Source organism: Halobacillus litoralis (assembly GCF_009856355.1).
GTDB classification, from domain to species: Bacteria; Bacillota; Bacilli; order Bacillales; family Halobacillaceae; genus Halobacillus; species Halobacillus litoralis_B.
This window is the reverse complement of the sequence record NZ_WMEW01000002.1, coordinates 83,300-96,153: the sequence shown is the minus strand read 5'-3', so window position 1 is coordinate 96,153 and position 12,854 is coordinate 83,300. Positions and strand designations below refer to the sequence as shown.

Annotated in this window: 11 protein-coding genes and 1 riboswitch; of the genes, 6 read left to right on the top strand and 5 right to left on the bottom strand. The window is 43.5% G+C overall.

Annotated features, from left to right (window positions below; translation table 11 throughout):
• Window positions 1–143: 143 nt before the first annotated feature.
• Complete coding sequence (locus GLV97_RS04265) at window positions 144–1,424, bottom strand: GntP family permease (protein WP_160889125.1); 1,281 nt, start codon at window positions 1,422–1,424, stop codon at window positions 144–146.
• A gap of 263 nt (window positions 1,425–1,687) precedes the next feature.
• On the opposite strand from GLV97_RS04265, the gene GLV97_RS04260 reads away from it, so the two are divergent.
• A complete protein-coding gene (locus GLV97_RS04260; protein ID WP_160835999.1) occupies window positions 1,688–2,464 on the top strand; it encodes a 3-hydroxybutyrate dehydrogenase in 777 nt (258 codons plus the stop codon).
• Between the two features lie 102 nt (window positions 2,465–2,566).
• Here the strand turns inward: GLV97_RS04260 and GLV97_RS04255 are convergent, their stop codons facing one another.
• Both GLV97_RS04255 and GLV97_RS04250 read right to left on the bottom strand, forming a co-directional pair.
• Window positions 2,567–3,499 (bottom strand): DMT family transporter, encoded by a 933-nt coding sequence (locus tag GLV97_RS04255; protein WP_160840506.1) that lies wholly within the window; start codon window positions 3,497–3,499, stop codon window positions 2,567–2,569.
• Between the two features lie 140 nt (window positions 3,500–3,639).
• On the bottom strand, window positions 3,640–4,167 hold the full coding sequence (locus tag GLV97_RS04250; RefSeq protein ID WP_160889124.1) for a hypothetical protein: 528 nt from the start codon (window positions 4,165–4,167) through the stop codon (window positions 3,640–3,642).
• A 375-nt stretch (window positions 4,168–4,542) separates the two neighbouring features.
• Here GLV97_RS04250 and GLV97_RS04245 point away from each other — a divergent pair, with 375 nt between their 5' ends.
• Window positions 4,543–5,793, top strand: coding sequence for an aminopeptidase (locus GLV97_RS04245; RefSeq protein ID WP_202410576.1), 1,251 nt, complete (start codon window positions 4,543–4,545; stop codon window positions 5,791–5,793).
• Between the two features lie 265 nt (window positions 5,794–6,058).
• On the opposite strand, the gene GLV97_RS04240 is transcribed toward GLV97_RS04245, so the two are convergent.
• Entirely contained in the window at window positions 6,059–7,195 is a 1,137-nt protein-coding gene (locus tag GLV97_RS04240) for a CapA family protein (protein ID WP_160889123.1), read from the bottom strand.
• A gap of 517 nt (window positions 7,196–7,712) precedes the next feature.
• Between GLV97_RS04240 and GLV97_RS04235 the strand changes: the two genes are divergently transcribed.
• Window positions 7,713–9,323 carry an amidohydrolase gene (locus GLV97_RS04235; protein ID WP_160889122.1) on the top strand — a complete coding sequence of 537 codons (1,611 nt, stop codon included), beginning with the start codon at window positions 7,713–7,715 and terminating at the stop codon, window positions 9,321–9,323.
• 107 nt (window positions 9,324–9,430) lie between these two features.
• Here the strand turns inward: GLV97_RS04235 and GLV97_RS04230 are convergent, their stop codons facing one another.
• Window positions 9,431–10,480 carry a homocysteine S-methyltransferase family protein gene (locus GLV97_RS04230; RefSeq protein WP_160889121.1) on the bottom strand — a complete coding sequence of 350 codons (1,050 nt, stop codon included), beginning with the start codon at window positions 10,478–10,480 and terminating at the stop codon, window positions 9,431–9,433.
• A gap of 173 nt (window positions 10,481–10,653) precedes the next feature.
• Window positions 10,654–10,758, bottom strand: a riboswitch (SAM riboswitch).
• Window positions 10,759–11,287: 529 nt separating this feature from the next.
• Between GLV97_RS04230 and GLV97_RS19755 the strand changes: the two genes are divergently transcribed.
• From GLV97_RS19755 to GLV97_RS04220, 3 genes are read left to right on the top strand one after another with little or no spacing between them, the layout of a single operon-like run.
• Entirely contained in the window at window positions 11,288–11,548 is a 261-nt protein-coding gene (locus GLV97_RS19755) for a hypothetical protein (RefSeq protein WP_202410575.1), read from the top strand.
• 23 nt (window positions 11,549–11,571) lie between these two features.
• Window positions 11,572–12,195 carry a DJ-1/PfpI family protein gene (locus GLV97_RS04225; RefSeq protein ID WP_160889120.1) on the top strand — a complete coding sequence of 208 codons (624 nt, stop codon included), beginning with the start codon at window positions 11,572–11,574 and terminating at the stop codon, window positions 12,193–12,195.
• Between the two features lie 43 nt (window positions 12,196–12,238).
• A complete protein-coding gene (locus GLV97_RS04220; protein WP_160889119.1) occupies window positions 12,239–12,802 on the top strand; it encodes a hypothetical protein in 564 nt (187 codons plus the stop codon).
• Window positions 12,803–12,854 lie beyond the last annotated feature (52 nt).

Below are 12,854 nucleotides of genomic sequence, written 5' to 3'. Positions count from 1 at the left end.
GGTGGAGAAGAGGAAGAGAGGGTTGTTCTTCATTTAAAGTCAGAAGAAGGATTGTTCCTCTGAAGAGAAGAAGAGGCCCTGTTACATATTGTACCAAGGGCCTCTTAAGATAGGAGAAGAAGGTGTCTTACTCTCCTGTGTCATTATACAATTCCGATATAGGACATCAAAATGCCTACGACAGTTGCTGCAAACGGAATGAGCAGAGCAACGATGAAGATATCCTTATAGGAATCTTTATGGGTTAAGCCGGTAATGGCAAAGACAGTCAATAGGGCACCGTTGTGCGGAAGAATGGAGGCACCGGAAGCAATAGCTGTGATACGGTGCAGAATCTCAGGGTTCATTCCCATTTCAAGAGCCTGTTGATAATAGTCAGAGCCGAGAGCATTCAAAGTAATGTTCATTCCACCTGATGCGGATCCGGTGATCATCGCCAGCACCTGGGTAGCTAACGCATCGGAAATGACAAGACCGCCTTTGATGTTCAATAACGCTTCTTTGATCGCTGGAAAGGCAGGAGAAGCCTGAACAACTGCTCCGAACCCTACCGCTGCGCCGGTGTTTACTACGGCAGTCACAGCGCCTTTAGCTCCATCGTTCAAAGCAGTGATAAACTCGTGAAATGCTTTCCAATTCAAGATAATCGTTAAAATAATTCCGACGAACAAGGCAATCAGCATTTCTACGTTGAAGATGTTAATTAATAAAACAACACAAAGCAGCGGAAGGAAGGATAAAAAGACACTGGGATCGTTCCCGGAACTCTCAGTTCCAACTTTATTCTGCGGCTCTGTGAAGCCCTCTCCTGCTTTGGTCAGTTTATTAGCCCGGTAGGAAAGATAAAAGTATCCGCCGACAGCCATGATCAACCCGGTTACAATACCGATGATCGGGGCGGCCATCATGGTTGTCTCGAAGTATTCAGTAGGAATGTAGTTCTGTACCTGAGCTGTACCCGGAAGCGCGGTCATTGTAAAGGTGAACGCACCGAGGACAATCGTTCCCGGAATGACTTTCCGGCTGATATCGGCCTCTCTAAACAAGTTAATCGCGAGTGGATACATAACGAATACGACAACAAAGAGACTTACACCCCCGTATGTGAGGATGGCTGCTCCTAATAGGACGCCTAAAATGGCACGCTCTTTCCCGACAATCCTTGATAAAAAGCTGGCTACTTTGCGGGCACTCCCTGTTACTTCCATAAGTTTTCCGAAGACCGCCCCAAACAGGAAAATCGGGAAGAAGTCTCTAGCAAATGAAGCAAAGCCGCTCATGAAGTCAGACGTGAACGCATCCAGGATATTCATCCCTGAAAGGACCGCCACAATCGAAGCTGCAATAGGAGCAATCCAAAGGATGGACCAGCCTAAGTACGCCATGATCATTAAAGAAACAAGTCCTATGATAATAGCAAACATGGTATTACCTCCTTTTGGTAATTATTATAAGTAGAATGGCGTTTGACAAAACTCGACATTATTTTGCAACAAGAAATATCTTACTCTCACCATTTACAGTAATCAATAGAAATAGAAAGATAGAGAATTGATGCATTTTTCGTTCTAAAGCTAATATTCCGCATAATTCGTAATGCATGAAATGGAAATTGTTTTTGGGTACAATCGAATTTGAGTTAAAAGCAGCAGCTCATCAAGAACATACATGAGAGAGGTTGATAGACATGGTTGAAAACAAAGTTGTATTTATTACAGGAGCAGCCCAGGGAATCGGGTACCAAATCGGAAAAGTCTTTGCAGAAAACGGTGCTAAAGTCGTGCTATCTGATATTAACGAAGACGGTGTACAGGAAGCAGCAAAAGCGCTGACGGATGAAAATTTAACAGCCATTGGTGTGAAAGCGGACGTAACAAGTGAAGAGGAAATCAATGCCGCCATTAACCAGACGGTAGATACCTATGGTCGTATTGACGTACTTATCAATAACGCGGGGCTGCAGCACGTATCCCCTCTTGAAGAATTCCCAACGGAAAAATTCAAGCTGATGCAGGACATTATGCTGACTGCGCCATTCATCGCAACGAAGGCCGTCTTCCCGATTATGAAAGAGCAGGGACAGGGACGTATCCTGAACATGGCTTCTATTAACGGAGTTATCGGTTTCTCCGGGAAAGCCGCTTACAATAGTGCTAAGCACGGAGTCATCGGTCTAACGAAAGTGAGCGCCCTTGAAGGAGCGGAGCACGGGATCACAGTCAACGCCGTAGCCCCTGGTTATGTGGATACACCACTGGTCCGTGGTCAGTTGAAAGACCTTGCTAAATCCCGCGGCGTAGAACTGGAAAAGGTATTGGAAGAAGTTATCTATCCACTTGTACCTCAAAAGCGTCTGCTGCAGGTAGAGGAGATTGCAGACTACTCAATGTTCCTTGCCAGTGACAAAGCGAAAAGTGTCACAGGCCAAACCGTCCTTATTGATGGTGGATATACAGCACAGTAAGTAAACGGAAATGTTTGATAACATATAAAAGGAACCGTTCATTGAATAAAATGAACGGTTCCTTTTTATGTAGAAATAGACGGTTGTGAAATGAAGGATCCATCAGCCCTGAAGCTGGTTGGCAGCTGATTTTTCCGTTTCCCGGTGGATGCCACTGCTGTTTTTCTTTGATTCCTGTACGACGATCACAGCCGTAATGACAAGGCCGACTCCTGCGTACTGCCAAAAGGTCAACTGTTCCTGAAAGACAAGAAAACCCATGAGTGTGGCGACCACTGGTTCAATGGTAGCGATTATAGAGGCCTTGCTGGATTCTACGAAACTCAGCCCCTTCGTGTACAAAATGAATGGCAGCATAGTAGATATGAGCCCCAGCCCCAGTACATAGATCCATGTGGATACCGATAAAAATGATGGGAGCTCATTCCAAAGACCGCTCACAGGTACGACGGCAATCGATGCGAATACAAACGTATAAAAGGTGACCGTCAGTGAATCGTAGTGCTGAAGCGCAAATTTACCGAAAATACTGTACAGTGCATAAAACAACCCTGATCCAAGTCCAAGAAGCAGTCCGTACATGGAAATGGACTGATCGGAATGAGGAATGATGCCGACGACAAGGGCACAGCCTGTAAAGGTGATCATAAGAGCGGATACTTTGCGCATCGTCAACGATTCCTTGAAAATCACTCTTGAAAGAATGGTAACAAAGGCCGGAGCTGTGTAAAGAAGGATGGATGCTACAGAAATAGACGTTTCCTCAATAGCACTGAACAAACACCAGTTAAATAGAACGATACTGATGATTCCGGTTCCGATAAAATAACGGCTGTCGCCGGCTTTTATTTTAAAGTATCGCCGGCCCTTTGATAGGAGATATCCTCCCAGAAGCAGGCTGGCTGATAAAACCCTCAGCGATACGACTTGTGCAGGCGTGAATCCGATGTTGTACAAGTAAGTGACGAAAAAACCGATAATTCCCCATAATGCGGCGCCTGAACCGATTGAAAATAGAGCAGATTTTTGACTCATTGGGCGTACCTCCATACCATTGGATACAAGACATGCTATCAGAATCTGGAAGGATTGGATACATTCTGTTCCTTCTTTTCTAAAATGGCCGGCACGGCTGTATAGGACAGGGGTTCCCATAGTCATTCTTATCATGCTTTCTATTCCACATCCAGCTTGACCGCTTGAGAAACACGGCCTTCAAACTCTCCATTTTCGTTTTCCCATTGTACCGTTAAAAGAATCGTGTACTTTCCCTTACCACCAATAACGAACGAACGACCATCGACAACCTCGTCCGAAATATAGGATCCATCATTACGTTGAGTCTCTGTTATAAAACTGATCTTCTCAGGTTGTGGTCCATCGATGTGAATTGTAATTTCTTCACCTTCTTTAACAGGAGAAACACTTGCATTTTCTGTCATTTTATTTAATTCAACATTTCTTAGTTCACGTTTTGCGGTTTCCTCAGAGCAGTTGTTTGATGGCAGACAATATAGAACTGATTTAGAGGAAATGGTCTCCCCATCCTGGGACAAGGACACGTCCACATCATCCAAAGGGGGCGAGTTCTTTTCATTTTCTGTTGTATTTTCGGCACTTGTTGAACTTTGATCATTAGAATGGCAGGCTCCAAGAAAAACGACGAGTAATAATAAAGCACCTGTTTTAATGAGGTGTGACATATAAAATCCTCCCTGAAGTGGAATTGAATAATCTTTTCTGATCTATAAAAGCCAAGAGAAGACTTTTCCATTCTATTCCATTCATTAAAAACAATAAAACATTAGATTTGCCATTTATGGGTGCGTTCATTTGGGTAAGAAAAATCAGCCCGGTGGGAAGGACGCAGCAGCCTCATCACCATACCCTGCAGGAGTATGAACACCATGAGGCAGATCAACTGCGCAGGGGAAAGCTTAAATGGCTGGGGGGGTATATACCAGCTTGTTAACTTATTAGTTGTTTCCTGCATCTATAGATGTTGTATTTCTTAAAGGTGTAGTGTTGTAATAAAGTTAATAGAAATAAAAGGACCATGATAGAGGTGATAATCAATAATGGAAGGGATATATGAATGTATAAGTGAAGCCCAGCTGAAAAATTATGCACAATTAGCTGTACAAGCTGGTGTGAATCTGCAGAAAAATCAACGGTTGATTATTCATAGTGATATACAAAATGCAACCTTTGCCCGTCTCATCCAAACGGCAGCATACGAGGGAGGAGCTTCCAGTGTATTTATCGATTGGACAGATGAACAGTCGACTAGAGAATTTTACTTAAATGCAGCAGATCGTGTTATCGATCATTTTCCCGATTGGCAGGCTGTCCGATTTAAAGAGTGGGACGATGCTGGTGCTGCATACATCCATATCATTTCTGAAAACACAGATATCTTCAAAGAGGTGGCACCAGAGCGGATCAGCCGCTATCAGAAGGCCTCCCGCACTAAGTTGGAGGATCATTATGCAAAGATTATGTCCCACAAGGTACGCTGGTGTCTTGTAGCTGTCCCGTCCTTTGCATGGGCCGCGAAAGTGTTTCCGAACGTTCATAAAGAAAAAGCCGTGCAATCGTTGTGGCAGGCCGTTTTACGTGGATCCCGGGCAGGAGGGATGGATCCTATCAAAAACTGGAAAAATCATGACTGCGCTTTTGAGTTAAGGAAAGCGTTTCTAAACGATTCACAGTTTGATGCCCTGCATTTTACCAATACGCGTGGAACGGACTTAGTCATCGGGTTGCCTGATAACCATATCTTTATTGGTGGTGGTGTCAGAGATGAAAATGGAATACCTTTCTTTCCGAACATACCTACGGAAGAAATATTTACTGCTCCTCATAAATATAGAGTGAATGGAAAGTTGGCAGGTTCTAAACCTCTTATATATGGGGGAAGGGTCATCGAAGAATTTCATCTGATTTTTAAAGATGGACGGATTACCGATTATTATGCCGCAAGGGGGCAGGAAGTGTTACAAAGTCTCATAGAAACAGATGAAGGGTCCCATTATTTAGGTGAAATTGCTTTGGTTTCTAATCAATCACCTCTTGCTCGGGAAAATACTCTTTTTTACAATACATTGTTTGATGAAAATACGTCCTGTCATATTGGAATCGGAAATGCATCTCCCTCCAATATTCAAAATGGTAGTGAAAAATCTAAGGAAGAGTTGAAGGAAGCGGCTCTGAATACGTCCATTCTATCGGTGAATGCAACCTTTGGTACCGATGATATGAAGGTAATGGGCAGAAAAAAGAATGGAGCTGCAGAACTGCTGATGAAAGATGGGGATTTCCAATTCTGAATCATGACATCGACACTAGGATAGGGGGTGAAGTTTATATCGAAAAAGAGAAAAGAACAGAAAGAATGAAACGATTATTCTAATGGAATATAAGTATTCCCATGTGCTTGCTTATAAGTTACAAGGCACTACGGAGCTTTCCTTAATCCATGATGATTGTCATGATCACTTATAGGTTGAAAAAAGCTTGATTTCAAGCCTTTCTGCAAACCATTTCGAACACAGTAAAAAACCGGACACCTTTAAAAGTGTCCGGTTTTTTTACCTAGTTTACCGATAGATCATGGATAGAGGCTTTCATGTGTTTGGATAGTTCCTGAAACATCTCCGTACTATATTCCTTCATAGGGAGGACTTTGAAATTCCGGTCATTTTCAAAGTCCACATACGTGAGTTTAAAACGTGGTTCCTTTATGTCAATGGATGTTCCTTCCATCCCCTTTACTTTTTGTACAGTTACTCCCGCAATACCACCAATCCGACGGTACTTTTCTTCCTGACCGGAGAGAAAATTTCCGAGAGAATAAAAAACGAGACTTTGAGATCCATCTGTATTTTGAATCCATTCCGGTGGCTGCAGGACATGCGGGTGATGCCCGAGTATAATATCTGCACCTTGTTCAGCTGCAAAAGCTGCCAGTTCCTTCTGATCAGCATTTGGGTTTCTTTCATATTCCGCCCCGAAGTGTAAACTTAGGACAACGACATCGGATTTGCCGGAGGCTCTTTTGATGTCAGAGGCAATGAGACCTTTATCAATCCTGTTCACCAGGTACGGTTTCCCATCAGGGGTTGGAATTCCGTTTGTTCCATAGGTGTAAGCCAGAAAGGAGAACGTGATATCCTTCTTTTTGATGGTTGTGACCATGTCTCTTTCCTCTGGTGACAAGTAGGCCCCTACCTTTTCAATGCCCAGGAAATCCCATTGGTTAATCGCATTTTCAATAGCGGGAACGCCACGGTCGAGGGTGTGATTGTTGCTCATAGAAACAATATCAACGCCGTTTGTTTTTAATGTATCCCCTAATTCAAAGGGCGTATTGAAGGAAGGGTAGGTGGATACACCGATGGCTGCACCACCCATGATGCTCTCTGAATTCGCGAATGTAATGTCAGCCTTTTTAAGGTGGGGAGAAATCTCCTGAAACATAGGATTAAAATCATAGCCTGAAGAAGTCTTCGCATCATTGTATACTTCTTTATGTATTAACAGATCCCCTATGGCTGCAAGAGAAACTTCTGTCACATCTGTCTTATTTGTTGGTTTATGCAGCGTTTTCATATTGGAGGAAACGCGTTTTTCTGTATCTGCTTCGTTCGATTGAGAGAAAATGGTGGAAACACCAATGAAACTCGTCACCAAAATGATCGCTAAAATAATAAGCGGACTTTTACTTTTCATCAGATCCTCCTGATTTGTAAATGTTTTCGTACTATTTTCCTATAACCATCCATCATAACCTTGAAAATCATACGTGCGGTTTTTCACGACATCAACGAAATTGTTTCGACATATGAATACTTTTATTATAAAAGAATCGTTAAATTGGGGCAAATAACATCATTTTTTTATTATTCCCTTGTATATAAAAAAATGTAAAAGGAACAGCTTCCAGTGATCTCTTTTTCAACAGAATGATGCATTAGGATGCGTTTATAACAACCTTCCTGGGAGGGGGAGGGGCGTGTTTCCAACTTAAAACAAGACGTAGGACGGCACTCGTTAAGTAAATCCAAGGATTTATGAACAAGTGCATGGCCATGAAAAGGTAGTAGCAATGAACCCGGTGTAAAGTCTCTTTTTGGTCATTTTCTCTTCATGTTATACTTTCCTCTTCATTGCTGTAGGAAAAAATTGGGCAGATTACTATTGGAATCCATTCCACATGAACGAGACGACCACGAGAGGAGACATGATCATGCAGACCATTTACTACGGAGGAAACATATTAACTATGGAAGAGGAACATACGATTGTCGAATCCATCTTGATAGAGGATGGGCGGATCAAACATAAGGGTTCTCTTCAAGAAGTAGAAAAGAAAGTACAAATGTCACAGGTGGAAAAAGTCAATTTGAAAGGGAAAACATTGATGCCCTCGTTTATTGATCCACATGGACACATTTCCTTTGTAGGGCCGGTTTCCCGGATGGCTGACTTAAGCGGCTGCGAAAATTTTGAAGATGTAAAACGCGTACTTAGTCAGTACATCGAGCAGCAGGGGGATGAACAAGGCGAAGTGATTATTGGTTTTGGGTATGACCACACCATCTTGGAGGAGGGGCAGCACCCTACCAAGGAGGTCCTGAACCAAGTGACAGAACAACCGGTATTCGTCTTTCACGCTTCCGCTCATATGGGTTGTGCCAACGATGCTCTACTACAGATGGCAGGTGTTGATTCTGAAACTGAGGAAGTGGAAGGCGGAACCATCGGCCGTATGGCAGACAGTATGGAACCAAACGGATATGTTGAGGAAACAAGTCTTTCGTTGATCCAGCCCTATCTACAAAAAGGAATGGAACTGGATTATTTGAAGCTGGTGGAAGAAGGACAGGACGTTTATATACAGAATGGAATAACGACTGTGCAGGATGGAGCTGCTACTCCGCAACTTGTCGAAGTGTGTAAGGCATTAGCTGAGCAGGACCGGCTGGTCATTGATGTCGTTTCCTATCCTCTGATGGACACAAATCCGAATGAGATCTTCAAATCCAGCCCCCTTCATGCGAAACAGTACCATAAACGCTTTAAACTGGGTGGGTACAAAATGTTCTTGGACGGGTCTCCCCAGGGAAAAACAGCCTGGCTTACGGAACCATATGAAGGAGAAGAAACCTATAGAGGGAGTGCCTGGTACAACGATGAGCAGGTGAAGCAGTTTACAAAACAGGCAGTGCAAGACAATGTCCAACTGCTGACCCACTGCAATGGTGACGCAGCCGCCGACCAGCTGCTGGGAAGCTACAAAGCTGCTCTGGCAGAAACAGAACAACCTGAAAAAGAAGCACTCAGACCAGTCATGATACACTGCCAGACGGTACGGGATGACCAGCTCGATGAAATGAACGAGATCGGAATGATTCCATCCATGTTCATTGACCACACATACTTCTGGGGAGATGTCCACTTGAGAAACCTCGGAGAAGAACGTGGTCATCGGATCAGTCCGGCTAAATCAGCTATAGAAAGAGGACTCCCTGTCAATTTCCATCAGGACGCTCCTGTTATCAAGCCGGATATGCTTCAAACCATCTGGAGTGCTGTGAACAGAAAGACAAGAACAGGAATAACCATTGGAGCAGAACAGCGCATCACGATATATGAGGCCCTTCAAGCGGTCACGATTCATGCAGCCTATCAGTATGGTGAGGAAGAGGTGAAAGGCAGCCTTAAACAAGGAAAGTTGGCAGATTTGGTTATTCTCGACAAAAATCCGCTCCAAGTGGATCCGATGGAGATTAAGGATATACAAATTGAGGAAACGATCAAAGAAGGCCGGACATTATATAGGAAGAAAGAGTTGTAATCGGTTATACCTTCACTCCGTTAATGATTATGATTTAAAGAAAAAGGTATCCTGAAGAGTACTCTGTAAAAAACCGCCTGTCCAGGTTCGAGGACAGGCGGTTTTACTTAGGCTTTTGTTTTGTACGAAGTAATATGATCCTGCAAAGTGTCGTCACTGCCGAATAGGAAGTGTTTTTCCATATCGGGGGAGTACGTAGAGTTTACAGCTGTACGTCCGACTGTTTCGGCTACTTCACGAAGCATGGCCGGAGAGGCTCCACAGCAAAGTCCCAGGTAGTTCACACCGATCCCGTGAGCTTCCTTAGCCCATTCAGCCAGTTCATAGCGGTTCGTATAGAGCGGATCCAGAGACGTTGGGAACGTTGTTTCCGTTGGTAGTGTGCAGGCACAGCCACCATCCGGCAGGTTGAAGAATGTAGGATGTTCCTCTGTTGTACGGTATGGGATTGGGAGAGCTCCTACATAACCGTCCACTGTGTTGCGGATTTTCTCTATGAACGGCTGCATCGTTGCCGGTCCACGGAAACAGTTCATCCCTACGACAAGCGCTCCTTTTTCTTTCAACAGGCGGCACGCTTCTTCAACTTCATAACCGTCCCGCAGAACATTTTCACCCATTAACCCGAATGTAATGACAGCAGGAAGATCCTGCTTTTGAATTTCTTCGAGAGCAATTAATGCTTCCTCGTAATAATAGAAGGTTTCGCCATTCACAAAGTCTACGCCTTCCTCCTTGCACCACTTGATCATTTCTGCAAACATGCTTCTTGTTTTTCTGATGGATTCAGGATCCTCCGGGTTGAACAGGTTGGTATTGGAAACGTTACCAGCCACAAGAGCTTCTTCCTCTGGATGCTCCTGAGCCACCTCTTTCGCAAGACGGATAGCCTGACGATTGAGAGGCTCCAGTAATTCTTCTTTTCCAATGATTCTCATTTTTTCACGGTGACCGTTATACGTGAAAGCTAACACAACGTCAGAACCTGCCAGCATATAGTCTCGGTAGGTCTGTTTCAGTGCCTGTGGATTATCCAGAGCTACTTCTGGTACAAAGGAACCCGCCTGTAAATAACCACGGCGCTCCAGTTCAAACAAATAACCTTCCCCGCAAATGACGGGTCCATCCTGCAGCCTCTGCTCTAATGAACGTTTCATTTTACAACAACCTTTCCATTTTGTATTGATCAATATATTAGAAAGCTCATCCTCAATGGAGGACGATGCTGACTCCCATTTCTTGAGTGAATTGTCTTTTACTGAAATTATGGAATTCTTTCCCATTAAAAAAGGACCTCCTTGGATAAGGGGTCCTTCATTTCGTCTGAGACTCCTTATCTTCCAGACAGTAAAACTGTCTTCTGGATTTAGCACCGTGCCAAAGGCTGGTTGCTGAGGTATCAATGGGCCAGTCCCTACACCTCTCTGGATAAGTTCATATGTAGTTTAAAGTAAGTTGATCCGGTAATTAAGCATTTATCATTCGCTTGCGTTTTACAATACAGGAAAATATAATGAGAATCAATAGAATTTTCGGAAAAAATATCCTGTTTTTCTTCTGAGTTCAGCATAAAGAGGTGTGAAAAATCCGAGTCAGGGTGGATAAAGTAGAGACCTGGAAAAATGGATGCCTTTCGCTTAATGGAGTTCCATTTCGAATGGATCCTTATATTTGGATGTTTTTTCTATTTTATGAAACTTAACACAGGGTCATGCGTACATGAAGTAAGGAGGTATGAAGATGAGGGGGAATACGTAAAGAACTCCATATCAGCGGGTTTGATTTCATTTGTCCTTTTCTTCCTGTTTTTCTTGGTTATTCATTCGCCTTCTCCGCATTTAGCAGCCTTTACAGCAGGCTTTATCACATTTGAGATCACCTTTTATCATTCAGCCGGTAAGGAGAAGGACAAAAATAAATTCCTCTGAAACAAAAGTTGAGAACATATACAGGGAGGTCTTCTTATGATGCTGTTTGGACCTTTATTTTTATCTCTGCTGCCTGGGAGCATTCTTTTATTAACCGCAGGGTGGTTCCGGAAAAGAGGTTTTTCTCTTTTTACCAGACTAGTACCTGGTTTTTTATTGATGCTGTCCGCTGTCATCCTTTTTTATATCGGCTTTATTCATATCAGAGGGTTTGAAGGTGGGGCTTATGCCCTGCTTAGTTTCTTTTTGGTGATGTTTGCCGTTCCTGCATGGATCATTGGAGGGAAGGGAAAATAAAAGAATAGGGGGTGTGGCATCGGGTGGACGTCTATGTTTATGCTTTAGATACATTAGCAGATTGGGAACTTGGCTTTGTAACCGCCGAGTTGAACTCAGGACAGTACTTCAAAAAAGGGGTGGAGAATGTATCGCTTCAAGTGGCAGGTGCCAGTGGGAAAGCCGTTACAACGAAAGGGGGGATGAGGGTAACCCCGGAAATAACAACGGAAGAAATCCTGACTTCTCCTAAAACCGTTCTGCTGCTGCCGGGAGCGGACACATGGAAGGATCCTATACATAAACCAGTGATGAAAAAGGCGGCTGAGCTTTTGGATAGCGGGGGGACCGTTGCGGCTGTCTGTGTTGCAACAATGAGGCTTGCCGATGAAGGGGTATTAAACAACCGTGTTCATACGAGTAACAGTCTTGATTATCTAAAGATGTTCAGTTCAAATTATAATGGCGAGGCTTATTACAAAGAAGAAAAAGCTGTAGCGGACAGCCATTTAATAACGGCAGGTTCTGCAGGAGCTCTCCTCTTCGCCAAACTGATTCTTGAGGAGTTACAGGTCTTTTCCGAAACCGCTCTTGCAGCATGGTATGAGTATTTTCATACAGGGGATCCACAGTACTTTTACAAGCTGATGGAAGCAGCCCTGGATTAAATCCGGGAAAGGTGACCGGCACTGTTCATGGCTCCTTGGTGCCTTGAGCCTGCTTGAAATCCAGGATAAAGTGGAATCCTCGTTTCTATTCTTTTGGACAGGGAGTGAGGACATCCTTAAAGTATTCCATATTCTGTTTATCATTCTTATTTTTGTTGTTTATCAGTTTATATCATTAGGAGATACTCAACCTCCTTTTGGTGTCGGCGTTAAAGAAACCTCTCACAAGGGGACGTTGATCGAGGAATATGGTTGGAAAGGTCAAACCGTTCACCAATCCTATATAAATGACAGGTCACTTGATGAAAAAACAGAAGTGCTCACTTCTGTTTGGATAAAAGAGAGACAAATAAAAAATACTTATGCGTCTGTCGTTTCCCTTCTCTTACTCCTGTCTTATTTTCCTCTATTTGCATTATTCAAGATGAAATTCAATATAAAAGAGGAGACGTCCACGTTCAGCCCCTTATGGAACTGGGTCTTTTTTATAGGGACTGCAGGTATGTACACAGCTGTGATTATCGGAGTCTTTGTCCAATATCAAGAATTGCTGCAGGAAACGCATCGTTTACTGGCCGAGCTGGATCCTCTGATGAAGAAACAATAAGCAGGACGGAAGAATGTGATTGTCATCTTAACGCAGAAAAGGGAGCACGATA

Coding starts and splice junctions, on each gene's coding strand:
- GLV97_RS04265 (WP_160889125.1), bottom strand. CDS start 1,424: ATGTTTGCTATTATCATAGGACTTGTTTCTTTAATGATCATGGCGTAC.
- GLV97_RS04260 (WP_160835999.1), top strand. CDS start 1,688: ATGGTTGAAAACAAAGTTGTATTTATTACAGGAGCAGCCCAGGGAATC.
- GLV97_RS04255 (WP_160840506.1), bottom strand. CDS start 3,499: ATGAGTCAAAAATCTGCTCTATTTTCAATCGGTTCAGGCGCCGCATTA.
- GLV97_RS04250 (WP_160889124.1), bottom strand. CDS start 4,167: ATGTCACACCTCATTAAAACAGGTGCTTTATTATTACTCGTCGTTTTT.
- GLV97_RS04245 (WP_202410576.1), top strand. CDS start 4,543: ATGGAAGGGATATATGAATGTATAAGTGAAGCCCAGCTGAAAAATTAT.
- GLV97_RS04240 (WP_160889123.1), bottom strand. CDS start 7,195: ATGAAAAGTAAAAGTCCGCTTATTATTTTAGCGATCATTTTGGTGACG.
- GLV97_RS04235 (WP_160889122.1), top strand. CDS start 7,713: ATGCAGACCATTTACTACGGAGGAAACATATTAACTATGGAAGAGGAA.
- GLV97_RS04230 (WP_160889121.1), bottom strand. CDS start 10,480: ATGAAACGTTCATTAGAGCAGAGGCTGCAGGATGGACCCGTCATTTGC.
- GLV97_RS19755 (WP_202410575.1), top strand. CDS start 11,288: ATGATGCTGTTTGGACCTTTATTTTTATCTCTGCTGCCTGGGAGCATT.